The following is a 23,822-nucleotide window of genomic DNA, read 5'->3' as shown; positions in this document are numbered from 1 at the left end:
GGGCAGGGCAGGCCTTGCCCTCTATACTTAACGCTCGCTTAAAACGAACTTTATACGCGCACCAGCAATTTACCGAGATTTTTTCCTTCAAACAGACTATTGAGTGCTTCGGGCAATTGATCGAAGCCGTCTACGTAAGTCTCCTGGAAAACGATTTCGCCGTTTTTCACCCATGGTGCAACCTTGGCCAGCATTTCATCCATGCGATTGGTAAAGTCGCGCGCCAGAATGCCCTGAATGGTCGCGCGCTGAAATAGCATGTGCTGCAAAAAGCGCGGGCCGACATCAGGTTTATCCAGGCCGCCGTCATACTGACTAATAGCGCCGCAGATGATGATGCGAGCACGACGTTTAATCAGGGGAATGACGGCATCGGTAATTGGGCCACCGACATTATCAAAATAAATATCGACGCCGCCGGTCGCGTCGGCAATTGCCGCGCTCAAGGCTTCAGGCGTTGTATGTGCGCGATAATCAACGGCACCGTCAAGCTTCAGTGTTTCGCTCAGGAAGCGACATTTCTCAGCGCCACCTGCGATGCCGATAACGCGACATCCAGCGCGCTTGCCGAACTGTGCAACCAGAGATCCGACCGCACCAGCTGCCCCTGAAACTAGCAAGGTGTCACCGGGACGTGGGCGACCCGCTTCGGTCAAACCGAACCAGGCTGTTCTGCCGGGCATGCCGAGTACGCCAAGTGCAGTGGAAACTGGCGCTGCACTCGGGTCAAGTTTGGTCAGTTCACTGTGATGACAACGCGCGTAAAGTTGCCAGCCACTGTAAGCAGATACCCAGTCGCCCACCTGAAAAAGTGGACTCGCCGAAGCAACAACTTCGCCAACCACACCGGCGCGCTGCACGATGCCCAGCGGATGCGGAACATCATAGGTGTTACGCTCATGCTGTTGGATGCGGATATACGGGTCAACACTGATGAATTTTGCGCGCAGGATGACTTCGTTCGTGGACAGGTTTCCATCTAGCTCGGTTTCACGCAATTCATAGTGATCATTACTAACGCGGCCATCGGGCCGTTTAACGTAAAACCATTGCTGATTTTGGTAATTGTTTTGCATATTTAGTATTCTTTTGTAATGTTCGGTCTACGTGTCTGCTTGGTATTACAGCCAAATAATCGCTGCCACCACACCAATAATCAGTCCAAACTTAATCACATAATATAAAGGGCGACTGAATTTCTTTAATGCGCGACGATATTGGCCTATCGCCCAGACAAAGCGGAACACCTTATTAATACCGCCGGTTTCGTCGCCGGTTTCGTTCGGTGATGCTGCGGCGCTCATCATATGGCGACCCAGCCAGCGGTTGATCGCTTGCGCCCAGCGATATTTCATAGGGCGTTCGATATCGCAAAAAATAATGATGCGATTTATATCAGTATCGTTATGTGCCCAGTGAATAAATGTTTCGTCAAACACTACGCCCTTACCATCGCGCCAGCTATAACGTTCACCATTGACTTCGATAAAGCAGCGATCGTCGTTAGGCGTCACCAGGCCCAGGTGATAGCGCATGGAACCGGCGAATGGATCGCGGTGGGGATTGAGTTTGCCGCCCGGCGCCAGTTCAGCGAACATCGCCGCTTTGACGCTCGGTGTTCTGCGTAATAGTTCTACGGTTTTAGGGCAAAATTGTTCAGCAGAAGGGTGGCTGGCGTCATACCACTTTAAATAGAAACGTTTCCAGCCCGCTTTAAAGAAAGAATTAAAGCCTGCATCGTCATTTTTTTCGGCAGCGCGAATTTTCTCCAGACCGGTTAACGCCATCGCCTCATCACGTATGGTTTCCCAATTGTCTTCCAATATTTTCAAATCGGCGAAAGTGCTGGTCGGCAGATAAGGAGTATTGGTTGGCACCTTGGAGAACATGTACATGAAAATATTCAGCGGTGCCATGATCGACGAATGGTCGAATATTTGACGGAAAAAGGGCAAGCGCGCCTTACCACGGAAGTGGACGTATAGCACCGACAATAGAAATATACTAATTACTACCCATTTCATGAGGTTGTACTCCATTCATCATATCTAATCAAAACTGCATGCAGCCGCCATTTTAGCCTTTTGTGAGCAATTGCTTCATTTAGTTACTTTTTGTGAGTAAGGAGGTGAGTGGGGTTAAAAGTTGATAAAATCCGGCCATGGTTCACTCATTTGAATTAATTGGTATTTCGTCACTTTGTGACACACTAATTTGATAAGTGTTGCTTCCATACAAATCCTTACTAAAAAACAAACCTGCAATGTCATAATTGACAAAATCCGCTATAATCAAAGGCTGGAAAGTTTTTGTTGTATCGCGATGCACGCAGTTTGTGCAAAGTCTTGCAAAGACATCCTGTAGAGCGATAATTACCGGTAATTATTCATCGCAGAAACATTTGAAAAATTTTTGATTACTACTGAAGGAATACTCATGAAAAAAACACTGTTGATCGCTGCCCTGTTGGCTGTTGCTTTGGCTGCTTGCGGTAAAAAAGAAGACGCTCCTGCTGCTGACGCTGCTGCTGTTGTTGCTCCTGCTGCTGACGCTGCTGCTTCTGCTGCTGCAACTGCTGCTTCGACAGCAACTGATGCTGCTGCAACTGCTGCTTCGACAGCAACTGACGCTGCTGCAACTGCTGCTTCGACAGCTGTTGACGCTGCTAAAGACGCTGCTTCGACAGCTGTTGATGCAACTAAAGACGCTGCTGCCGCTGCTGCTGCACCTGCTGCTTCTAAGTAATCGTACTGCGAGCAACGGCTGATTTTTATAATCAGTCATTGCTGTAAAAAAGCCGACCTAGTGTCGGCTTTTTTATTGGATTTTTTCTGAACCACCTACACAAATCAAAACCGTGCTTGCGATGCTCATTACAAGTGCACGGCTGCGCCTCCCAGCATTCTTCTTGCTCACCGGCTTTAGCCGGGCGAAGGTTCCGGGAGAAGTCTATTGCTCATATTTTTTCTATCCGGAATACATTCGCATTCCACATGGTGTGGCAAATATCTCGCCAGTTGTCATAACCATCCTCCCTTTTTTAATAAATTAAGTAACTGTGCGATCTCTTCTTGGAGCCAATCGACTGTTTTTGGCCAGATCATGATCGGATAAATTCTGCATAAGCATGATCAATTCACTTTGATAACAAATCTATAAAGTGGTTTAGAATGTTTCTATCTTGCAAATTCCAAGCAGGGTATACGTGTGATTGTTCCAGGATTGGCGCCGGCTTATAACAAATCGCGCAAAAGCGAGTCAAGCCAGCACTTTATAAAAACCAAAGCGGAGACCAACATGAAGACGACAACAGCGCCAGTAAAAGCCGCGAATGGCATCGCGAAAGGCATGACGAGGGAGGAGAAGAAGGTCATTTTTGCTTCTTCACTTGGCACTGTGTTTGAATGGTATGACTTTTATCTTTATGGTTCATTGGCAGCGATTATTGCCAAGCAATTCTTTTCAGGCACCGATACAAATACCGGTTTTATTTTTGCGCTGTTAGCTTTTGCTGCAGGGTTTATTGTTCGTCCTTTCGGCGCATTGATATTTGGCCGTCTGGGTGACATGATCGGCCGTAAATATACTTTTTTGATTACCATCCTGATTATGGGGGCATCTACCTTCATCGTCGGCCTTTTGCCTAACTACGCCACCATCGGCATCACGGCTCCAATCATTTTGATCTCCTTACGTATTTTGCAGGGCCTGGCGCTTGGCGGTGAATATGGAGGGGCTGCGACTTATGTGGCAGAGCATGCCCCGGATGACAAGCGCGGTGCCTTCACATCATGGATACAAACCACAGCAACCTTGGGTTTATTCTTGTCACTGCTGGTGATTTTAGGAGTGCGTACTACTGTCGGTGAAGAAGCATTTGCCGCATGGGGATGGCGTATTCCGTTTTTGGTTTCTATCGTTTTGCTAGGCGTTTCAGTCTGGATTCGTTTGTCGATGAATGAATCGCCAGCCTTTGCAAAAATGAAGGCGGAAGGCAAGGTCTCCAAGGCACCATTGACGGAAGCATTTGGCCAATGGAAAAATTTGAAATTGGTGATTTTGGCCTTGGTTGGGCTAACGGCAGGACAAGCTGTGGTGTGGTACACCGGGCAGTTCTATGCATTATTCTTTTTGACGCAAACGTTGAAAGTCGATGGTGCGACTGCGAATATTTTGATAGCGCTGGCCTTGTTGATCGCAACGCCGTTCTTTGTTATTTTCGGTGCATTGTCTGACAAAATTGGCCGAAAACCGATCATCATGGCGGGTTGTTTGATTGCCGCATTAACGTACTTCCCGATTTTTTCCGGGTTGACGCATTATGGTAATCCGGCATTGGAAGCGGCGCAGAAAAACTCCCCTGTGATCGTCACTGCCGATCCTAATACTTGCCAATTCCAATTTAATCCGACTGGCACCAAAAAATTCACATCATCTTGCGATATCGCCAAGGCAAAGCTAGCCTCGATGTCCGTCAATTATGAAAATGTTGCGGGTGAATCAGGGTCTGTAGCCAGTATTAAAATCGGCGATAAAATTTTGACTTCGTATGATGCCAAAGGCCTGTCGAAAGAAGATGCTGCAGCCAAAGACAAAGCCTTTTCTGCAGAATTAGCCGCTGATATCAAAGGCGCCGGCTATCCAAGCAAAGCTGATCCAGCGCAGATGAATAAACCTATGGTGCTGCTATTACTGTTTATCTTGGTACTTTACGTGACCATGGTGTATGGACCAATCGCGGCAATGCTGGTGGAAATGTTCCCAACCCGGATTCGTTATACCTCCATGTCTATGCCATATCACATCGGAAATGGCTGGTTTGGTGGTTTGTTACCAACGATGGCGTTTGCGATGGTGGCGTTGAAAGGGGATATTTATTATGGTCTTTGGTACCCGATCGTGATTGCGTTAGTGACTTTTGTGATCGGTATGCTGTTTGTAAAAGAGACTAAGGACAACGATATTTACGCGACTGAACGCTAAGTCGCAACAGTTCAGTATAAGAGTCGTCAGCCGTCAGATAATCTCTGACGGCTTTTTTATTGGCTTCGCGACAAACGGATAAACAATATCAAGTACCATTACGGATCTAGAACATTGCATGTAGACATGTATTTAAGATTTAGTCCAGAGCATCTCTTCATTTCATTGACATCAAATTAGCAAAATTGCTTTTATCCTCATTATGAAAAAAATCACCCGCATCGGTACACCTCTTTCTCCTTCGGCTACTAAAGTTATGTTGTTGGGCTCTGGCGAGCTTGGTAAAGAAGTCATTATTTCTCTACAACGTTTGGGCGTAGAAGTCATTGCCGTAGACCGTTATCCGAACGCTCCGGGTCATCAGGTTGCGCATCGTTCGCATGTTATCAATATGGCCGATGGTTCCGCACTGGAAGCATTAATTGAGAAAGAAAAGCCAGATTTGATCGTGCCGGAAATTGAAGCGATTGCTACCGAAACGCTGGTCGCGATGGAGGCTGCGGGGAAAGTGACTGTCATTCCAACCGCGCGGGCCACCTGGCTCACCATGAACCGTGAAGGCATACGTCGCCTGGCTGGCGAGACACTGGGTCTGGCAACATCGCCATATCGCTTTGCTAATAACATCGATGAATTGAAAGCGGCTTGCGCCGTGATTGGTTTTCCTTGCGTAGTTAAACCGGTGATGTCTTCTTCTGGCAAAGGCCAGTCTAAGCTCGACAGCGCCGCAGATATCGAAGCAGCGTGGGCTCATGCTGCAGCAGGTAGCCGGGTGGATGCCGGTCGTGTAATCGTCGAAGGATTTATCGACTTTGATTATGAAATCACCTTGTTAACGGTGCGTGCATTGGAAGCTGATGGCAGCATCAAAACACATTTCTGCGAGCCCATCGGTCACGTCCAGGTGCAGGGCGATTACGTCGAATCCTGGCAGCCTTGCGCGATGGATTCAGAGGCATTGATGCGCGCGCGCGATATCGCCAAAAAAGTTACGGACAATCTCGGGGGATTGGGTTTGTTCGGCGTTGAGTTATTCGTTAAAAACGAAATGGTCTGGTTCTCTGAAGTCAGCCCGCGTCCGCATGATACCGGTATGGTAACCATGGCCAGTCAGGTACAAAGCGAATTTGAATTGCACGCGAAAGCCATCCTCGGTTTGCCTGTCAACGTCGCCCTCAATAGTCCGGCTGCATCGGCTGTCATCTATGGAAAACACGACGCCAAAGCGATCGCTTTTGAAGGCGTTGCTGACGCGTTGCGTGAGCCCGGTATCGACATCCGTTTGTTCGGTAAACCAGAGTCGTTTGCTCGCCGTCGTATGGGGGTGGCGCTGGCTACTGGTAACGATGTGGAAAGTGCACGGATACGCGCCAAGCAGGCAGCGGCTAAAGTGAAGCCGGTTATTTCCAACTAATTTAACTGATGTTACGCGTCCATAAGCACATCAGTAACTTATTCTAAAACTCGGATAAAAACACCATCATGAAATTCGACGTCGCCATCATCGGCAGTGGTCTTGCAGGTTTATCGGTTGCCTTGCATCTGGCGGAGCATCGCCAGGTTGTGATTATTTCTAAACGCGCTTTACGCGATGGTGCCAGCGATTGGGCGCAGGGCGGTATCGCGGCGGTGCTCGATTCTGGCGATAGTATTGAGCAGCACGTATCCGATACTTTGATTGCCGGTGGTGGTTTATGCGATGAAGCTGCCACCCGTACCATCGTCGAACAAGGTCGTGCAGCGATCGAGTGGTTGATCGCGCAAGGTGTTCCTTTTACACCGGATGTAAATGCAGAACTCGGTTTTCATTTAACCCGCGAAGGCGGCCATAGTCAGCGTCGCATCATTCACGCTGCCGATGCGACCGGCCATGCAGTGCAAGTGACGCTAGAACAAAAAGTGCGCGCACATCCGAATATCACGCTGCTCGAAGATCACTATGCGATAGATTTGATTACGTCTAAAAAAATGGATCCTGCCAGTGTGACACCGCATTGTCTAGGCTTATATGCGCAGGACGTGAAGACCGGAAAAGTGATTACGATAGCCGCAGATCACACAGTACTAGCGACAGGTGGCGCAGGTAAAGTTTATCTGTACACCACCAATCCCGACACCGCCACTGGCGACGGGATTGCGATGGCTTGGCGTGCGGGCTGCCGCGTCGCCAATATGGAATTCATCCAGTTCCATCCGACTTGCTTGTACCATCCTTATGCAAAATCCTTCTTGATTACTGAAGCTATTCGCGGCGAAGGTGGTTTGCTGAAACTGCCAGAGGCGGCGGGTGCTGATGCTGACACGCGTTTCATGCCAGCGCATGATGCACGCGGAGAATTGGCGCCACGTGACATCGTTGCGCGTGCAATTGATTTCGAGATGAAAAAACGCGGTCTGGATTATGTCAATCTGGACATCAGTCACAAGTCGCCGGAATTCTTAAAGGAACATTTTCCTACCATTTATGCACGTTGTTTAGAGCTTGGCATTGATATCACCACGCAAGCCATTCCGGTCGTGCCAGCAGTACATTTCACGTGCGGTGGCGTGGTTACTGATCTGGAAGGACGGACCGATATGCTGGGCCTATATGCCGTTGGTGAAACTGCCTACACCGGCTTGCATGGGGCTAATCGACTGGCAAGCAATTCATTGCTGGAGTGTGTCGTCGTCGGTCGTGCCACGGCTAACTATATAGAACAGCAAACGACATCACATAATGTGACGTTACCGGAGTGGGATGAAAGTCGGGTCACCAATGCGGATGAGGAAGTTGTCATCGCCCATAACTGGGATGAATTACGGCGCTTCATGTGGAATTACGTCGGCATCGTTCGTACCAATAAACGTCTGGAACGCGCACAGCATAGGCTGCGCTTGTTGAAAGAAGAGGTTGACGAGTATTACGCAAATTTCCGCATTACCCGCGATTTGTTGGAGCTACGGAATTTGATGCAAGTCGCTTCGTTGATTGTAGAGAGCGCCTTATCGCGACGTGAAAGCCGTGGATTGCACTTCAGTCAGGATTATCCGGAGACATTGGCGAAAGCGCTGCCAACGGTATTGACGCCTAAGCGGAGGTAAGGAATAGCCACTCTCCCGCACGCGGGAGAGTGGCTTGAACATCAGCCTAGATTAACCCAGCCATCTTCATACCAGGTGTACAAAGCCTCCAGTACATCGGTAGAAACTTGAGCCGCTGCCTCGCCGTCCAGGCGACGCTGATCAGCCAACACGCATAGCGACACCTTATCTTCTGCACCTGCAGCGAAAGATTCCCCATTAATAAACACATGCTTGCCGCGATACAGCATTTGCGTTTTGCGCGACAAACTCACGCCGCGTTTGGCAATGGAGGCGGTAAAACGTGCCAGTGTCAATGGTTTTGCTGGTGATTCGAAAAATACCTGCGCTTTAGGTTCGGATAAATATTCACCAACAAAGATGGTGATGTCATCCTCTGTAAAGCGCACTTTATTTAATTCATCCGAAATCTGTGACAACATGTTTCGGCTGATTTCTGCAGGATGCTTAGTCGGTGTCAGATCTGGATCAGCGTAGCGGCCAGGCAGGGCGATGGAGTCGCTCATGAACTGTAAAAATGCTTCGCCTAATTCTTGAAACGGTGGCGCACGAAATCCTATCGAATACGTCATGCATTCACCAATTGCAACGCCATCGTGGGCATATTGCGGTGGCAGATACAGCATATCGCCCGGTTCTAAAACGAACTCTTCATCCGGCGTGAAATTCTTCAGGATTTTTAATGCGCTGCCTTTTACCAGGGTTAAATCTTGTCCAGCGCCGATTTTCCAGCGACGCTGTCCATGGGCCTGCAATAAAAAGACATCATAAGAGTCGAAGTGCGGCCCAACGCCGCCGCCATCAGTTGCGAAACTGATCATCAAATCATCCAGACGCGCATCGGGAATAAAGCGGAACTGTCGCAGTAAAGCATCAGTTGCATCATCATGCAGATTCACCCCTTGCACTAAAAGCGTCCATTCTTTTTGACTAAGAGTTGGCAACTTAATATCTTGTCCGTGTGTAACTTGCCATTCTTTTTTGACATGTGTGATCAGCCGCGATTCGACATCCTCTCTGGCCGCCATCTCAAATAACGCTTCAGGAGACAGTGGTGCGGTGAATCCGGGGAAAGCTTGACGAATTAACAGTGGTTTTTTGTGCCAGTAATCGCGCAAAAATTGCGCTGGGGACAGGCCGCCCAAGAGAGTAAAATTTTTCATGACGCCATTATATCTGGGGTGAGCCAAAGATTCGCCGGGTATAATCTCAGCAAATATTTTTTTATTGGGATTTCCGCAAAACTGCCCCATCGGCATTGCGCCTGCTTGCCGTACTATCGTACAGTCTGGGTACGGCAAGGGTGACAAGTTCGTTGCTGGAACAATTTTGCGGAAGTCCTATATTTATGAGGGAAGTACGATGAAAATTGCTAAAGATACCGTAGTAACTGTGGAATACATTTTGTCCGATGCGCAGGGCACTGTGATCGAAGAAGGCAAAGAGCCGATGGTGTATCTGCATGGCGACTATGAAGGCACTTTGCCGAAAATCGAAGAAGCATTAGACGGCAAGCAAGTGGGCGACAAAATCGAATTGCAAGTAGAGCCAGAAGATGCTTTCGGTGAGTACGACAATGAATTGGTCAAAATTGAGCCGCGTGATCGTCTGCCGACGCCATTAGAAGTCGGGATGCAGTTTGAAGGTTCGCCTGACGGTGACGATGAAGAAGAGTACCCAGTGATTTTCACTGTCACTGATATCGCCGATGGCAAAGTTGTATTGGATGGTAACCATCCGCTGGCCGGCATGGCATTGCGTTTTGCCTTGACGGTTAAAGAAGTAAGAGCAGCTACCGAAGAAGAAATCACGCATCAACACGTGCATGGCGCGCATGGCCATCACCATGGTGATGATGAGGGTGATGAAGGTGACCATTTCCGTAGTCATCCTATTCACTAAAATACAGCAGGAAATATGTTATTCCCTCTCCCGCCAGTGGAGAGGGAAACACTATTGTGGCAAAGCTTTAATGCGCTCGTTACGCTTTTTTCCTAGTGCGAACAATGTCTTATTGTGCTCATCAACAGTGATTTTGACCCACGATGACGCCACGTCCAAATCCCCCAGATTTTTTTGCCAGATAATTGTCGGCACGGTCGACGCAAGCGCTGAGCCATCCGTTGAAGATGCGCTATGCACTATAAGTACTTTTCCCCGGAATTTAGCAGCCGAGGCGTAGATCACTTTACGAATTTCCGCAAAGCCGTCTCGTTTGGTGTTGAAATCAAACACTTTATGGCGTGGCAAAGCCAAAGGATCGCCATCAGCAAACAGAACGATACCGTCAGCTTTGTTTTGCGCTGCCATGAAAAAAATCCGCTGCAGCCATTCACGGTTTGCTATTGAACGATCTTCAAATTCACTATTGCGACCGCCGTCAGACAAATAGTGATTATTCTTCGCCGGTAGATTGATCGTGGCAAACACTACATTGCTGATATCCCAACGCGCATTTTCAACGTAGCTGGAAAATTTGGGCGAGGTCGACTGGCGGGTGAGGGGAATCCGGCTTGCGCCAAATGAAAAGTCATCAGAGAAGAACACGTCACGGATACGGTTGAGCCTGTCTATCGCGGCGGAACGCCCATTGCTGTGTTTGCATTCGCTCCAGTCGCTCCCGGCCAGTGACAGGATTAGTCCATTTTTTGCGCTATTGATGAGATTCTTACGTGCGTCCAGCAACGTGTCTGAGCACGGCTCTTGTGCAGATTTGATCCCGTTAGTGACAACAAAGGCCAGATTGTCGCTATCAGTTTCTTTGATCGCATTACGTAAAATTTGCTCGCCAAATGGCGTGTGAAATGGATGACCAATGACGCCAAAGCTGAACCTCTCGACCTCAGGTGCTATTTCAGTATTTTCATTTTCTGCGTGCGCAGAAAGCGAAAACAGAACAGCGCTTAGTAAAACCAAAGCGCATAGCGCAGATGGTAGTCGGCCTGTTTTTGTTCTATTGAGACGTAGTGGCATTATCTGGCATCACTTCATAGAGAGTTATTCATCACCAACACTTGGCAGATTACTTAAATTCTTTAAGCGATATAACTGTTCTAACGCTTCACGAGGCGTCAACGCATCAGGATCGATTAACGCTAACGCTTCGGTTAAAGCGTGGTTGGGCATAACCGTCGAAATTGGCATTGAAGCGCTAGTTGTCTCTTCCTCGGCTTCCTCTTCAATCTCGATCAACGGTGCAGAAAATAAGTCAAACTGGGGCGTTGCCTGCACCGATTGTGATTCTAATAAGGCCAGATGTTTGCGCGCTGCGCGTATCACTTGCGCCGGCACACCAGCCAATTGCGCTACTTGCAAGCCATAACTTTGCGATGCCGGTCCAGGCTGTACTGCATGTAAAAATACAATACTATCCTTATGCTCGACTGCCGACAAATGCACGTTGGCAGCGCTAGGGTGAATTTCCGGTAACTGCGTCAGCTCAAAATAATGCGTGGCAAACAAGGTAAAGCAGCGGGTGACGTCGATTAACTGTTTAGCAATCGCCCAGGCTAATGCTAAACCATCAAAAGTGGACGTGCCGCGACCAACTTCGTCCATTAGCACCAGAGAGCTTTCGCTGGCACCGTTTAAAATTGCCGCCGATTCTGTCATCTCCACCATGAAAGTAGAGCGTCCGCCCGCCAGATCATCAGCAGCGCCAATGCGCGTAAAGATGCGATCTATCGGTCCAATGACGGCGCTGCTGGCGGGGACATAACTGCCAATGTAGGCCAGCAAGGTAATCAGCGCCACTTGCCGCATGTAGGTCGATTTACCGCCCATGTTGGGCCCCGTAATCAGCAGCAACTTGTGTTCCGCAGAGAGCAGGCAATCGTTGGCGATGAATCGCTCTATCTGTTTCTCTACGACCGGATGACGACCTTGTGTGATCTGTATCGCGGGGTGATTGACCAGTTGTGGCGCACACCAATCATGACGTGTTGCGTGATCAGCCAATGCCACCAGCGTATCCAATTGCGCAATCGCATGGGCGATGGTTTGCAGGGTGGCGATGTGCGGCGCCAAATCTTGCAACAACTGCTCGTAGAGTACTTTCTCGCGCACCAGCGCACGCTCTTGCGCAGACAAGGCTTTGTCTTCAAACGCTTTTAGTTCTGGCGTGATGTAACGTTCGGCATTTTTTAAAGTTTGACGACGCCGATAATCATCTGGCACTTTATCGGTTTGGCCGTGCGTGACTTCAATATAGAAGCCGTGTACTTTGTTGTATTCCACCCGCAAATTTGCAATCCCGGTACGTGCACGTTCACGGGTTTCCAAATCAATTAAAAATTGCCCTGCGTTTTCCGATAAGCCGCGCAGCTCGTCTAGTTCGGCATCAAAGCCAGTCGCGATCACGCCACCATCGCGTACCATCGCAGCCGGTTCGCTGGCGATTGCGCTTTGTACCAGCGACAGGCAATCGACCGGCGTCGCCAAGTCTTGAAACAAATTGCTTAATAAGACGGAGCTGCCATTAGCGGTTGTCAGATGGATGCGCAGCACATCTAGTTGCTGCAATCCGTCGCGCATGCCAGCCAAGTCGCGTGGACGTGCCGATAATAAAGCGATGCGGGTGGTGATGCGTTCTATATCTGGTACTGCAGCTAAAGCCATTGATAGGCCGCTATTGACGTCGGCTTGCAGCAACGCTGCAATCGCAGCATGCCGTTCCTGGGCGACAAGTTGATCACGTTTTGCATGGTGTAACCAATGGCGTAATAAACGCGAACCCATGGTGGTGCGGCAGTGATCCAATAAAGAAAACAGCGTCGGTGCGCCAGCGTCTTCGCCGCGTATGGTTTCGGTCAATTCCAGATTACGGCGAGTGGCGCTATCTATGCCGATGTATTCGTTTTCTGTTTCGACTGCCAAGGCGTTGACGTGTTGCAGTCCTTTGCCTTGCGTGGCTTGCGCATAACGCAGCAAAGCACCTGCAGCACCAATTGCAGCACTCAGATTTTCGGCACCAAAGCCGCTTAAAGTGTTGACGGCTAGCTGTTCTAACAGCGCTTTCTCACCATTGGGAATATCGAAATGCCATTCAGGAACCGTGGTGGTTTTTTTGTCTGTAATGTTGGAAGCGCCAAGATCGGCCACCAAAATTTCGGCAGGATTAATACGTTCGATCTCTTGTTTTAAACGCAGATCCAGCGTAGTCATGTCGCCGGAAAATTCCATCACTTTCAATGCGCCGCTAGCCAAGGATAACCACGCCAAGCCAGCGGTGGCCGTTTTGCGTTGTTTGTGCGGCGTAATCGTGAAGGCTAATAAAGCCTGTTCCGATTTTTCCGGCAATAAATTGGAGTCAGTCAGGGTGCCGGGCGTGATGACACGCAGCACTTTACGTTCAACAACTCCTTTGCTGGTGGCGGGATCGCCGATCTGCTCGCACAGCGCGACCGACTCACCGATTTTTACTAGCTTTGCCAAATACTGATCTGCTGCGTGAAACGGCACACCGCACATTTTGATGGGGGCACCGTTGTAGGTACCGCGCGCGGTTAAGGTAATGCCGAGTAAGCGCGAAGCTTTTTCTGCGTCTTCAAAAAATAATTCGTAAAAATCACCCATCCGAAAAAATACCAACGTAGTCGGATAGTCGGACTTGATACCCAGGTATTGCGCCATGCCGGGTGAAACTTTAGTTTTTTCTACACTCATGCAAAGACCATTTGTGCGTTATTGACAGTATTTAACATGTTTATTACTTAATCCTGAAATTGCTTGAAATTCAACCATTATTTTTACTTGGCGAAATTGTACTGCATTCAGTATCCAGACTGATGCAAAACCGCAGCGAACGTGCTTGCTTACGTCAATTTCGCCTCAGACTGTTAAAATCCATGCATCAATGAAAATGCATTCTATTCAACGCATTCCTCTCAGTGCACTTCTCCTAGCTTTTATATATGCCAAAAAATCAAGAATCGCCTCCGCAACCTATCAGTAAATTTAAAAGTAAAGGCGGCTTCAAACGCATTTTTTCTGCTTTCCATTATTCGTATGAAGGATTAAAGTCCGCGTGGCGGGGCGAACATGCTTTTCGCCAGGAGTTGATGGTCATTATTCCGGCTTGTTTGATTGCGCTGTTTTTGCCAGTCTCAGCGCTGGACAAATTATTGCTGATAGCAGTATTGGTCGCGATTATTATCGTTGAACTGATCAACTCAGCGATTGAAGCCGTGGTTGATCGTGTTTCTCTTGAGCGCAATCCATTATCGAAAAATGCCAAGGATTATGGTAGCGCCGCAGTGTTGTTGACCAGCATGTTGGCGGTAGCAACGTGGTGTGTGATTCTTTTTCCACTGTTGAAATTCTGATTTTCAGCATTTAGCACGCCGTATATAACGTAACGGCCGGTGGGTGGAGCGTGGCGATACCCATCAATATCCTTACGGTCTCTATATACCAATTCAAGTAGCAAATCCCACCTCCTTATTCTGCTCACCTTTCCATGCATATCTGTTTTCTGCATAAGGAGAGAAGAAAGAATTCGTTCTTTTTTTTACGTCTGATGATTATTCTGATCTCTCCAAAAAGCAAAGTCACTAAGGGGAAATCGGATCATGCAACATAAGATTAAGAGCGTTCGTAGCGTTATCAAAGACGTAGTCGTAGGCAGTACCTTGTTATTCGCCCTGGCTGGCGTAGTTGCGCATTCAACGGCGCAAGCGGCTGATTTTTCGCTGCTCAATGTTTCGTACGATCCGACTCGCGAACTTTATCAGGAGTACAACAAAGCCTTCGCCAAATACTGGAAAGAGAAAACCGGCGATAACGTGACGGTTAAAGCCTCTCATGGCGGCTCCGGCAAGCAAGGTCGTTCCGTGATCGATGGGTTGGAAGCGGATGTGGTGACGCTGGCTTTGGCTTACGACATCGACGAAATTTCTGAAAAAGCCAAATTATTGCCAGCCGACTGGCAAAAGCGCCTGCCGCATAACAGCACGCCTTATACCTCGACCATCGTGCTATTGGTACGCAAAGGAAATCCGAAAGGCATCAAGGATTGGGATGATGTTGCCAAGCCAGGTGTGTCTGTAATCGTGGCGAATCCTAAAACTTCGGGTGGCGCGCGTTGGGCATATTTGGCTGCGTACGGTTATGCGCTGGAAAAAAACAATAACGACGATGCCAAGGCGCGCGACTATATTCGCCGCGTTTATAAAAATGTACCGGTACTGGATTCCGGTGCGCGTGGTGCCACAGTGACATTTGCTGAGCGCGGCGTCGGTGATGTTTTGCTGGCTTGGGAAAATGAAGCCTATTTGGTACAAAAAGAATTCGGTGCAGATAAATTCGATATTGTTTTTCCATCAGTCAGTGTGCTGGCTGAGCCGCCGGTAGCGGTGGTTGATAAAGTGGTCGATAAGCATGGCACACGCAAAGTCGCTGAAGGTTATCTGCAATATTTGTATTCCCCTGAAGGGCAAGCCATCGCTGCGCGTAACTTCTACCGTCCAACTGATCCGAAAGTCGCCGCTCAGTATGCGAGCAAATTTCCTAAGTTGAGTTTGTTCACGATAGATAAGGTATTCGGCGGCTGGCAAAAAGCGCAGAAAACCCATTTCAGTGACGGTGGTGTGTTTGATCAGATTTACCAGCCGCAAAGCAAGTGATTCCACAGTAGCGCTCTCTCCCTGCTGCGGGAGAGAGATCGTATTAAATAGACCCAATACGGACTTGTCATGAATATTTTTTGGTTTGCTCCTACCCACGGCGATAGTCGTTATCTCGGTACGACACAAGGTGCCCGCGCTGTCAATTATGATTATTTGAAACAGATCGCTGTTGCTGCTGACACGCTCGGTTACGACGGGATGTTATTGCCGACCGGACGTTCTTGCGAAGATGCCTGGGTGGTCGCTTCCAGTTTGATTGGCGTCACGCAAAAATTAAAATTTCTGGTGGCAATTCGGCCTGGATTGAGTACACCAGGTTTAGCGGTGCGGATGGCATCGACGTTTGATCGTTTATCAAATGGCCGTTTGTTAATCAATATTGTCACCGGTGGCGATCAGGGCGAGTTGGAGGCCGATGGCGTGTTTGCTGATCACGCCGAGCGTTATGAGGTTTCGTCCGAATTCTTACGAGTCTGGCGCGCGGCAATGTCAGGTGAGGGCGGTGAAATTGGCTACAACTTCATCGGCAAACACATCAAAGTAAAAGGTGCAAAAACGTTATTCCCTCCTGTGCAAAAACCCTATCCACCATTGTACTTCGGCGGCTCGTCCGCGCCTGCGCATGAATTGGCAGCAGAGCAAGTGGACGTGTATCTGACCTGGGGAGAACCACCGGCTGCAGTGGCTGAGAAAATCGCCGATATCCGTAGTCGCGCTGCCAAACATGGCCGCACTTTGCGCTTTGGGATTCGTTTGCATGTGATTGTGCGGGAAACCAATGAGGCAGCATGGAAAGCGGCGGAAGAATTAATTAGCCACGTGGATGATGAAGTGATTGCGCGCGCGCAGGTTGCCTTCGCCAAAATGGATTCGGAAGGTCAGCGCCGAATGAATGCGTTACACGGCGGCCGTCGCGACAAGTTGGAAGTCTCCCCGAATTTGTGGGCTGGAGTTGGCTTGGTACGTGGTGGCGCAGGGACGGCGCTAGTCGGTGATGCCGAAACGGTGACGGCAAGAATACGTGAATATGAAGCTCTGGGTATTGAGACCTTTATCTTTTCTGGGTATCCGCATCTGGAAGAATCGTATCGCTTTGCTGAATTGGTCTTTCCCTTATTGGGTAAGGGGCGCACGGCGGATCACGATGTATCGTTGAGCGGGCCATTTGGTGAAGTGATGGCGCATGGCTTGTTGCCTAAGGTTTCACAGAGCTGAATTTTCGAGTTTTTCTGACTTTTCTGTGGCCCACTATCGTTGAGGTCTTCTTCGCTGTATAGCCGTTGGTGAAAGTTGAAACTGTTGTCAATATCACGACCGTCATCCTCGCGTTTGCGGGAATGACAGCGATTTTTATAGTTGAGGAATCTATGTCTGCCGTCTTTCCTGCTACTGCAGCGGTGCAAGCTGCGCATGTTGATGCGCCACCAGCACGAAAAAAAACTTACTCCAATAGTTACGTCATTGCGCAAAAATTTTTGCCGTGGTTAGTACCGTTCCTATTGCTTGTGTTGTGGGAGACAGCCGCCAAAGTCGACTGGTTATCTAGCCGCATTCTGCCGGAACCGTTGGCGATAGCCCAGGCTGCCTGGGCATTGACGGTTTCTGGCGAATTGTTGCATCACGTATGGATCAGCACATGGCGTGCGATTTCCGGTTTTATTGTGGGCGGCGGCTTGGGTTTGCTGTTGGGTTTATTGACCGGATCGTTTAAAACAGCCGAAACATTGTTAGACACCAGCATCCAAATGATACGCAATATTCCCGCATTGGCCTTGATTCCTTTAGTGATTCTATGGTTTGGTATTGATGAGTCGGCCAAATTGTTTTTGGTAGCGATTGGTGTGTTCTTCCCCATGTATCTCAATACTTTTCATGGGATTCGTTCGGTCGATAAAAAATTGATAGAGATGGCCAAGAGCTATGGTTTATCTGGCTGGCCTTTATATCGCGATGTGATTTTACCGGGCGCATTGCCATCAATTTTGGTGGGAGTACGGTTTTCTTTAGGTTTGGTGTGGGTATTGCTCATTGTTGCAGAGACAATTTCCGCACAGGCAGGAATAGGATATATGACGATGAATGCGCGCGAATTTCTTCAAACCGATGTGGTGTTGGTGGGTATCTTGTTGTACGCCTTGCTGGGGAAATTAGCTGATGTATTTGCACGTGCACTAGAACGGTATTGGTTGCGTTGGCATCCTGCCTATCAGGACTGATGGAGTAAATCATGAAAATTGATGCGATTGAAAATACGGAGTTGGAAGCGGCAGAGCAGAACAGCCTTTATGCGTTATCTAATGTTGCTGCAAACGGCGTCGACATCAGCATCGAATCTTTATCGAAATCGTATGCCGACAGAGATGTTTTGCAATCGTTGAATCTACAGATAGCGGCAGGTGAATTTGTGGCGATAGTAGGGCGCAGCGGCTGTGGCAAAAGTACCTTGTTGCGTTTGATTGCGGGATTGGAAACGGCCAGCACTGGCGAAATCAACTTTAATCGCGATCCCGACATTCGCATCATGTTTCAGGATGCCCGATTACTTCCATGGAAAAGTGTGCAGCACAACGTGATGCTCGGTGTGCCCACAAATTCGTCGAGTGCTTCAAACCAGATTGCACACAACGCTTTGCAGCAAGTCGGTTTGGCAAGCCGGGCCAAGGAATGGCCGGCAGTGCTATCTGGAGGTCAGGCGCAACGAGTGGCACTGGCGCGAGCTTTGGTGCATGAGCCAGAACTTCTATTGTTGGATGAACCTTTGGGCGCACTCGATGCACTGACGCGTGCGGAGATGCAGCGTTTGATCGAAACAGTGTGGCAAGCGCGCGGTTTTACTGCGGTGCTGGTGACGCACGATGTGCAAGAAGCGGTGGCTTTGGCAGATCGGGTGTTGTTGATTGAGGACGGTGAAATCACGCTCGATGAGAGGATTGCATTGCCCCGTCCGCGTTCACGTAGCAATCCGGTGTTTGCGCAATTGGAAGAAAAAATACTGGCGCGCGTATTGCGGCACACAACATATTTGTAGGAGGTTTCATGTCATTTCCCGCCTTAGAACAATATTTGGCACGCCTGCATCATTTGCAAGATAACGCGGCGCATACATTAAATTCTGTCGGTGAAGATCATGGCAGTCGTGTGTGGTTAGATGCTGCCGGGCGGGCGCAAGGGCGTTATTTTAACGCTACGCTAACCAGCGTTTTTCAACCGATACGGAAGATCAGCGTGACAGGGGAATCTGCCGTAAGCAACCATGCCATTGTCGCTTACGAAGGTTTTGCACATAGTTATTCGGCGACTGACAATGGTCTGTATTTATCGAAATTACTCGATAAAGCCGCTAGTGATGATGAATCGATTGAACTTGATCGTTTATGCCGCATGCTGCATGCGATCAATTTTTATCGTCAGGCAAACGCTTTCGCGCTGCCGCATGCCGACCTTTATCTAAGCATTCATGAACGTTTGTTAGCCGGAGTTGACAGCAATCATGGAATGGCATTTCGGCGAATATTAAAGTTATTGGATTTGCCGCATGAGCGTATTGTGCTGCAACTGCCTAGCATTGCGCCTTCTCAAGATAGTTATCTGAACTATGTCATCGATAATTATCGACGCAATCACTTCAGATTGGCAGTGCAGGCTAGCAGTATTTCTGAAGCGTATAGTTTGCTGGAGCGCGTGCGGCCAGATGTGCTCAAGCTGAGCAATCGCAATCTAAGTAGCTCGGAAAATGATGCGCAAATTCTACGGTTGTTGAAACTCACACAAGAACGCAATATTCAGCTGGTGTTTACACGCATAGAAAAGCAGCATGATGTGGATCATTTGCAGAGAGTCGGACGCAAGGCTTTGCAAGAAACCGGTGCACAACTTGTTGGACAAGGCTATTTCTGGGATTTGCCGCAAGCTGCTTTACATGCGTTTTCTGCAACGCCAAATACCGCATCGTCAGAAGAGCTTGCTATCGATGTTAATGAAGTTAATAACGCTCCACCTCACAAAGTGGCATGACCATGGGCAGCCTATCCTTATCAGATTTTCGTGTGTTGATAGTGCCGGGCTTGAACAATAGCGGACCGCAGCATTGGCAATCGCGTTGGCAACGGTTGTATCCACATTTCGAAAGAGTGGAGCAAGATCGTTGGGATGCGCCAGCCATTGCCGTATGGTCGCAACGTTTACGGCAAGTGCTGCATCAGCCCAAATTAACTGACAAACCAGTCTTGCTGGTAGCGCACAGTTTCGGTTGTTTGACGACAGTGCACAGTGCCTTGGCTGATACGCCATTGTTGCGTGACCTGGTTGCAGGTGCGTTGCTGGTTGCTCCGGCAGATCCTGATAAATTCAGCGTCAGCGACGAGGTATATACATCATTACCTTTTCCCACTTTACTAGTTGCCAGCATGAATGACCCGTGGATGGAAATTAATCACGCCTTGAAATGGTCAAAAATATGGGGCGCTGAAATGATTAATGTCGGCACCTTGGGACATGTTAATGCCGAGTCGAATTTGGGTGATTGGTTATATGGACAAGCCTTGTTGCAGCGCCTGGTGCAGCGGATAAATGCTGAATCAGCGGCAAGCCCATACTTTGCGGGTGGAGGAGAGGTCAATCCGTCATCCGCAAAAAGATATCGAACAGAATTTACATCTGCTTAAATAAATGAATGAAACTGCGACTGACTTCCAGTTTTGTCGAATTGTTTTTGATCAGTACTAAATGTCGCCCACGGATATCTCGGGTAACACCATCTATCGCATTGACATTGACGAGGGTCGACCGGTGAATTTGCCAAAATAATTCCGGGTTGAGTTCTTCTGCCAGATCGCGCACCGGCTTGCGTATCAAGGCTTCATATTGCGCAGTTTGTACGCTGGTGTATTTTTCATCCGATTTGAAAAACAGAATTTCCTCCACCGGGATCAAGCGTATTTGCTGACCTACGCTAGCTTGTATCCATTTCAAATATTGCGTCGCCGGCGCAGCAATACCCATTTTTTGTGCTATTTGCGACAACATCGCGCTCATGTCGTTAGGCGTATTGTTTGTATTTTGGTTTGCATTCAGGCGTTTTTTCAAGCGTTCAACGGTGAGTGATAGCCGTGCCGGTTCGGCCGGTTTCAACACATAATCGACTGCGCCTTGTTCGAATGCTTCAACCGCATATTGGTCATAAGCGGTAATGAATACAATGTGACTCTGTGTGCCGATGACTTGTGCTGCTTCGATCCCGTTTTTACCTGGCATACGGATGTCGAGGAAAGTGAAATCAGGCTCATGTTGCTGCACCAATTCTATCGCCTCGTCGCCATTTTTTGCTTCCCCGACAATATCAAGCTCCGGCCAGATTTGTTCTAAGCGCAAGCGCAGTTGGTCACGCATTAATCGTTCGTCGTCGGCGATGATGGCGGTTGGCATAGGGCGGGTGAATTGTAGAATGTGAAGCTAACAATATTATTCTATTTTTGGGTTTTGGAATATGGGAATGTGTGCGCCGAAATGACAGAAACCGAGCTTAAAGTTAGACTCAAATCTGAGTGCCAGCATACTGCAACTTAACTCTTAGCCATCTTGATCCTCAGTTGCTCCATTCGTCAGATGATTAGCCGCAAAATAAAACCCAAAAGCGACAGCGATTGACAGCATCGCCAGCAGATAGGCATGCCACTTTCCTTGCCCCAGGCCGACTAGCCAGCGATTAAATCGATCCAGGATAACGGCGGTTGTGCCACCATAAAGTTCCATATTACGAAGATAGCCTTTGGACTCATCGGTGGTGAGTGCATATACATGCCCGCCCGCAATGACATAGCCGACGGCTTCGCTATTGTCATTGGTAGAAGAGTGATAAACGAAACCAGCCCCCGCTAAGCCTGCAAGCAGGATGATGGTGCCTATCAGATAGAGGCACATTTGCAGCGGTGAATGCTTCTTGTGCATAATTCGTTACGAAAAAACGCATGCAATGAGAAGCCACGGACGATTTGGCATGCTGAAAATCGCACATGGAATCAAGTGGCACTAACGCTAATTAGCGCTACTAATTCTGATACCGTTATGGTATTCCAAAAAGGCGCGATGAGCTTGACTGCTAGTCAGGATACGCCGAGATATAAAAAAGTCCTGAGTAGATAAAAACATCTATTCAGGACGAACAGGGATACTTGAGATGGCTATGTCAGTGCATTTTAGTTGCCGCTAGTCTGACCGTTGCCATTGCCGTTACTTGCAGTAGCCAACTGATATGGCACTTCTATGCAGGCACAGACACCACTAGGGCTATTAGGAGTAATGATCAGTTGTGCCAGATCACCGTGTAATAGTTTCAGTCGGTCACGAATGCTTTGCAGTCCAAGGCCAGTGCTGTTGCTTGGTACAACACCAAAGCCCATGCCGTTGTCGGCGACGCTGACACGCAGTTTGTTGTGGCTGACTTCAGCAAATACCCGCAGTGTGCCGCCTTCCGGTTTGCATTCCAGACCGTGTTTGATGGCGTTTTCTACCAGCGATTGCAACATCATCGGCGGGAACGCTGCGCTGCGTAAGCCATCTGGTACGGCGAAATCAACTATCAATCGTTCTTCCATCCGCATTTTTAACAAGTCCAGATAGGCCTTTGCGATATCCGCTTCACGTCCTAAATTGGTGATGGTGGCCGTTTCACGCATTTGCGGCAACACGGCGCGTAAATACTGGATCAAGCGGTTTTGCATCTTGAAAGCACGTGGCGGATCGGTTTCAATTAAATGCGCGACTGAGGCTAATGTATTGAACAAGAAATGCGGTTCCACTTGGGCTTGCATCATTTGCATTTTTGCTTCTGATACTTCGCGCTGCAGGTTGGCGTGCTCGGCGGCGGCAGTTGCTACTTGTGCTTTGACCTCTGCCCGTTTTTTGCCGCCCATCAGGAGCTTGGTGCCGAATAACGCCAGCAATAGCAGCCAGATAAAATTCATGAACCAGTTTGAGGATTGGATGTGGTAGCTGAACTCCGGCCCATCATCGTCTTCGCCTGTTAATTTGGATTTTGCTTCGGCCATTTTTTCCTTGGCATCGGCAATTTTCGCTTTGGCATCAGCGACTTTAGATATCACGTCCTCATCCGCATTGCTCTCATCAGGGCTTGCTTCCTTTACAGAAGGGGGAGCTGGTGGAGCTGGTGGCACAGATGCGTCTGCAGATGCCGATGCGTCCGATGGTGGAGGTGCCATGCCAACATGGACGCCACTATCATCGATAGAAATGCCGCCTGGCGAACCTGGTTTGCCAATACGCACACCGTTATCGTCTATGGAGATGCTTCTTTCACGTTCAATCGCTTTTGCAATATCTTTGTGGCTGGCACCTGTTTTCACTACTACCGATTTTGTGCTGGAAGTGAAAAGGGTGCTGTCAACGATTGCACCGGCAATCAGAAACAAGATGCCGAACAAGAAAAACTTCCACCATGATAATTGCGTCACCCAGGTTGCAATGCGATCACTAGCTTGTAACAACCATCGGCCAATGTCGTGCGAAGTAAGTTTCAGCGAGGTAGGTGAGTTCTTGTCCATTTTATTTTTATAGAAAGTAATAACGGTTTTAATAATTTTGTTTAACAATTTCTTTTGACTATCTTACATGACAGATTTATGTGCAACCTAGCGTTGTGCTAATTGTATTTGTTGATCTTTTTCAAGACGTTTCGCGACCACAACCACTGCAGGCAAATTGGTAACGCGTTTGCCAACAATGGTCACGATAGGGAGTGGATGGTCTTGATTTGCCAACATCACTTTTTGTTGTGGAGTTAAACGTTTTGCAACGATAGTCACTGGTGGCAAAGTTGTAAATTGCTGGGTTGTTGAGGCGCTGTTCGCTGCGCTTGTTGTATTTGGTGCAGATGTTTCTGCGGCAGACAAACCTGAAGCTAAAACTAAGCTGACCATGAGAACACCAGTAACAGCAAAGAGGATAGTTTCTAAGCGGCCCAAGGATTTAAGTGATGTGTTCATTTTGCTTCCTTTCAGTTGAGATTGTTATTGCGTGATCTCACTTTAGGGAAGATGGCGGGCATGCACCATGTGATTGCGATAGTGTGCAGAAATGATGGGATGAATGGAAGAAAAATGGGATGAGCGGTAG

General features: G+C 48.5%; 21 protein-coding genes. 12 read left to right on the top strand and 9 right to left on the bottom strand.

The window, feature by feature from the left end; all coding sequences use genetic code 11:
• Nucleotides 1-50 precede the first annotated feature (50 nt).
• Both GEV47_RS02665 and lpxO read right to left on the bottom strand, forming a co-directional pair.
• The gene (locus tag GEV47_RS02665) at nucleotides 51-1,076 is read right to left on the bottom strand and encodes an NADP-dependent oxidoreductase (protein ID WP_153233149.1); all 1,026 of its coding nucleotides are present in this window, start codon (nucleotides 1,074-1,076) and stop codon (nucleotides 51-53) included.
• Nucleotides 1,077-1,121: 45 nt separating this feature from the next.
• Nucleotides 1,122-2,024: a lipid A hydroxylase LpxO gene (gene lpxO / locus GEV47_RS02660; protein ID WP_153233148.1), complete on the bottom strand. Its 903-nt coding sequence runs from the start codon at nucleotides 2,022-2,024 to the stop codon at nucleotides 1,122-1,124.
• A gap of 412 nt (nucleotides 2,025-2,436) precedes the next feature.
• Between lpxO and GEV47_RS02655 the strand changes: the two genes are divergently transcribed.
• From GEV47_RS02655 to nadB, 4 genes are all read left to right on the top strand, one after another.
• On the top strand, nucleotides 2,437-2,745 hold the full coding sequence (locus GEV47_RS02655; protein WP_153233147.1) for a hypothetical protein: 309 nt from the start codon (nucleotides 2,437-2,439) through the stop codon (nucleotides 2,743-2,745).
• A gap of 552 nt (nucleotides 2,746-3,297) precedes the next feature.
• A complete protein-coding gene (locus GEV47_RS02650) occupies nucleotides 3,298-4,983 on the top strand; it encodes an MFS transporter (protein ID WP_153233146.1) in 1,686 nt (561 codons plus the stop codon).
• A gap of 202 nt (nucleotides 4,984-5,185) precedes the next feature.
• Entirely contained in the window at nucleotides 5,186-6,397 is a 1,212-nt protein-coding gene (purT, locus tag GEV47_RS02645; protein ID WP_153233145.1) for a formate-dependent phosphoribosylglycinamide formyltransferase, read from the top strand.
• 68 nt (nucleotides 6,398-6,465) lie between these two features.
• On the top strand, nucleotides 6,466-8,067 hold the full coding sequence (gene nadB, locus GEV47_RS02640; RefSeq protein ID WP_153233144.1) for an L-aspartate oxidase: 1,602 nt from the start codon (nucleotides 6,466-6,468) through the stop codon (nucleotides 8,065-8,067).
• Nucleotides 8,068-8,108: 41 nt separating this feature from the next.
• Here nadB and GEV47_RS02635 read toward each other — a convergent pair whose 3' ends face one another.
• Complete coding sequence (locus tag GEV47_RS02635; RefSeq protein WP_153233143.1) at nucleotides 8,109-9,230, bottom strand: cupin domain-containing protein; 1,122 nt, start codon at nucleotides 9,228-9,230, stop codon at nucleotides 8,109-8,111.
• A gap of 199 nt (nucleotides 9,231-9,429) precedes the next feature.
• Here GEV47_RS02635 and GEV47_RS02630 point away from each other — a divergent pair, with 199 nt between their 5' ends.
• Entirely contained in the window at nucleotides 9,430-9,969 is a 540-nt protein-coding gene (locus GEV47_RS02630) for an FKBP-type peptidyl-prolyl cis-trans isomerase (protein WP_153233142.1), read from the top strand.
• A 51-nt stretch (nucleotides 9,970-10,020) separates the two neighbouring features.
• Here the strand turns inward: GEV47_RS02630 and GEV47_RS02625 are convergent, their stop codons facing one another.
• Nucleotides 10,021-11,040: a hypothetical protein gene (locus GEV47_RS02625; RefSeq protein ID WP_194270558.1), complete on the bottom strand. Its 1,020-nt coding sequence runs from the start codon at nucleotides 11,038-11,040 to the stop codon at nucleotides 10,021-10,023.
• 24 nt (nucleotides 11,041-11,064) lie between these two features.
• A complete protein-coding gene (gene mutS, locus GEV47_RS02620) occupies nucleotides 11,065-13,731 on the bottom strand; it encodes a DNA mismatch repair protein MutS (RefSeq protein ID WP_153233141.1) in 2,667 nt (888 codons plus the stop codon).
• A 248-nt stretch (nucleotides 13,732-13,979) separates the two neighbouring features.
• Between mutS and GEV47_RS02615 the strand changes: the two genes are divergently transcribed.
• The 7 genes from GEV47_RS02615 (at nucleotide 13,980) to GEV47_RS02585 (ending at nucleotide 20,356) form a co-directional block, all read left to right on the top strand.
• Nucleotides 13,980-14,390: a diacylglycerol kinase gene (locus GEV47_RS02615; protein ID WP_153233140.1), complete on the top strand. Its 411-nt coding sequence runs from the start codon at nucleotides 13,980-13,982 to the stop codon at nucleotides 14,388-14,390.
• A gap of 246 nt (nucleotides 14,391-14,636) precedes the next feature.
• A complete protein-coding gene (locus GEV47_RS02610) occupies nucleotides 14,637-15,689 on the top strand; it encodes a sulfate ABC transporter substrate-binding protein (RefSeq protein ID WP_153233139.1) in 1,053 nt (350 codons plus the stop codon).
• Between the two features lie 69 nt (nucleotides 15,690-15,758).
• Nucleotides 15,759-16,907 carry an FMNH2-dependent alkanesulfonate monooxygenase gene (gene ssuD / locus GEV47_RS02605; RefSeq protein ID WP_153233138.1) on the top strand — a complete coding sequence of 383 codons (1,149 nt, stop codon included), beginning with the start codon at nucleotides 15,759-15,761 and terminating at the stop codon, nucleotides 16,905-16,907.
• Between the two features lie 152 nt (nucleotides 16,908-17,059).
• On the top strand, nucleotides 17,060-17,908 hold the full coding sequence (gene ssuC / locus GEV47_RS02600) for an aliphatic sulfonate ABC transporter permease SsuC (protein WP_153233137.1): 849 nt from the start codon (nucleotides 17,060-17,062) through the stop codon (nucleotides 17,906-17,908).
• Between the two features lie 11 nt (nucleotides 17,909-17,919).
• Entirely contained in the window at nucleotides 17,920-18,720 is an 801-nt protein-coding gene (locus GEV47_RS02595) for an ATP-binding cassette domain-containing protein (protein WP_153233136.1), read from the top strand.
• An 8-nt stretch (nucleotides 18,721-18,728) separates the two neighbouring features.
• On the top strand, nucleotides 18,729-19,706 hold the full coding sequence (locus GEV47_RS02590) for an EAL domain-containing protein (protein WP_153233135.1): 978 nt from the start codon (nucleotides 18,729-18,731) through the stop codon (nucleotides 19,704-19,706).
• Nucleotides 19,707-19,708: 2 nt separating this feature from the next.
• The gene (locus tag GEV47_RS02585; protein WP_153233134.1) at nucleotides 19,709-20,356 is read left to right on the top strand and encodes an RBBP9/YdeN family alpha/beta hydrolase; all 648 of its coding nucleotides are present in this window, start codon (nucleotides 19,709-19,711) and stop codon (nucleotides 20,354-20,356) included.
• Here the strand turns inward: GEV47_RS02585 and GEV47_RS02580 are convergent.
• The 4 genes from GEV47_RS02580 to GEV47_RS02565 all read right to left on the bottom strand — a co-directional run bounded on the left by GEV47_RS02580 (nucleotide 20,343) and on the right by GEV47_RS02565 (nucleotide 23,692).
• Nucleotides 20,343-21,116, bottom strand: a complete 774-nt coding sequence (locus tag GEV47_RS02580) for a LytR/AlgR family response regulator transcription factor (RefSeq protein ID WP_153233133.1) — start codon at nucleotides 21,114-21,116, stop codon at nucleotides 20,343-20,345. The two genes, GEV47_RS02585 and GEV47_RS02580, sit on opposite strands and share 14 nt — an antisense overlap.
• A gap of 144 nt (nucleotides 21,117-21,260) precedes the next feature.
• Nucleotides 21,261-21,638 carry a hypothetical protein gene (locus tag GEV47_RS02575; protein ID WP_153233132.1) on the bottom strand — a complete coding sequence of 126 codons (378 nt, stop codon included), beginning with the start codon at nucleotides 21,636-21,638 and terminating at the stop codon, nucleotides 21,261-21,263.
• Between the two features lie 248 nt (nucleotides 21,639-21,886).
• The gene (locus tag GEV47_RS02570; protein ID WP_153233131.1) at nucleotides 21,887-23,251 is read right to left on the bottom strand and encodes a sensor histidine kinase; all 1,365 of its coding nucleotides are present in this window, start codon (nucleotides 23,249-23,251) and stop codon (nucleotides 21,887-21,889) included.
• 87 nt (nucleotides 23,252-23,338) lie between these two features.
• Nucleotides 23,339-23,692: a hypothetical protein gene (locus tag GEV47_RS02565; protein ID WP_153233130.1), complete on the bottom strand. Its 354-nt coding sequence runs from the start codon at nucleotides 23,690-23,692 to the stop codon at nucleotides 23,339-23,341.
• Between the last annotated feature and the right edge of the window lie 130 nt (nucleotides 23,693-23,822).

The sequence above is a fragment of the Glaciimonas soli genome, assembly GCF_009497155.1.
GTDB classification, from domain to species: Bacteria; Pseudomonadota; Gammaproteobacteria; order Burkholderiales; family Burkholderiaceae_D; genus Glaciimonas; species Glaciimonas soli.
Note: the sequence above shows the minus strand (reverse complement) of the source record. Positions and strands in the feature narration are given on the sequence as shown.

Bases quoted from the DNA above. Each gene is read 5' to 3' on its own strand.
- GEV47_RS02665 (WP_153233149.1), bottom strand. From the start codon at position 1,076: ATGCAAAACAATTACCAAAATCAGCAATGGTTTTACGTTAAACGGCCC.
- lpxO (WP_153233148.1), bottom strand. From the start codon at position 2,024: ATGAAATGGGTAGTAATTAGTATATTTCTATTGTCGGTGCTATACGTC.
- GEV47_RS02655 (WP_153233147.1), top strand. From the start codon at position 2,437: ATGAAAAAAACACTGTTGATCGCTGCCCTGTTGGCTGTTGCTTTGGCT.
- GEV47_RS02650 (WP_153233146.1), top strand. From the start codon at position 3,298: ATGAAGACGACAACAGCGCCAGTAAAAGCCGCGAATGGCATCGCGAAA.
- purT (WP_153233145.1), top strand. From the start codon at position 5,186: ATGAAAAAAATCACCCGCATCGGTACACCTCTTTCTCCTTCGGCTACT.
- nadB (WP_153233144.1), top strand. From the start codon at position 6,466: ATGAAATTCGACGTCGCCATCATCGGCAGTGGTCTTGCAGGTTTATCG.
- GEV47_RS02635 (WP_153233143.1), bottom strand. From the start codon at position 9,230: ATGAAAAATTTTACTCTCTTGGGCGGCCTGTCCCCAGCGCAATTTTTG.
- GEV47_RS02630 (WP_153233142.1), top strand. From the start codon at position 9,430: ATGAAAATTGCTAAAGATACCGTAGTAACTGTGGAATACATTTTGTCC.
- GEV47_RS02625 (WP_194270558.1), bottom strand. From the start codon at position 11,040: ATGCCACTACGTCTCAATAGAACAAAAACAGGCCGACTACCATCTGCG.
- mutS (WP_153233141.1), bottom strand. From the start codon at position 13,731: ATGAGTGTAGAAAAAACTAAAGTTTCACCCGGCATGGCGCAATACCTG.
- GEV47_RS02615 (WP_153233140.1), top strand. From the start codon at position 13,980: ATGCCAAAAAATCAAGAATCGCCTCCGCAACCTATCAGTAAATTTAAA.
- GEV47_RS02610 (WP_153233139.1), top strand. From the start codon at position 14,637: ATGCAACATAAGATTAAGAGCGTTCGTAGCGTTATCAAAGACGTAGTC.
- ssuD (WP_153233138.1), top strand. From the start codon at position 15,759: ATGAATATTTTTTGGTTTGCTCCTACCCACGGCGATAGTCGTTATCTC.
- ssuC (WP_153233137.1), top strand. From the start codon at position 17,060: ATGTCTGCCGTCTTTCCTGCTACTGCAGCGGTGCAAGCTGCGCATGTT.
- GEV47_RS02595 (WP_153233136.1), top strand. From the start codon at position 17,920: ATGAAAATTGATGCGATTGAAAATACGGAGTTGGAAGCGGCAGAGCAG.
- GEV47_RS02590 (WP_153233135.1), top strand. From the start codon at position 18,729: ATGTCATTTCCCGCCTTAGAACAATATTTGGCACGCCTGCATCATTTG.
- GEV47_RS02585 (WP_153233134.1), top strand. From the start codon at position 19,709: ATGGGCAGCCTATCCTTATCAGATTTTCGTGTGTTGATAGTGCCGGGC.
- GEV47_RS02580 (WP_153233133.1), bottom strand. From the start codon at position 21,116: ATGCCAACCGCCATCATCGCCGACGACGAACGATTAATGCGTGACCAA.
- GEV47_RS02575 (WP_153233132.1), bottom strand. From the start codon at position 21,638: ATGCACAAGAAGCATTCACCGCTGCAAATGTGCCTCTATCTGATAGGC.
- GEV47_RS02570 (WP_153233131.1), bottom strand. From the start codon at position 23,251: ATGGACAAGAACTCACCTACCTCGCTGAAACTTACTTCGCACGACATT.
- GEV47_RS02565 (WP_153233130.1), bottom strand. From the start codon at position 23,692: ATGAACACATCACTTAAATCCTTGGGCCGCTTAGAAACTATCCTCTTT.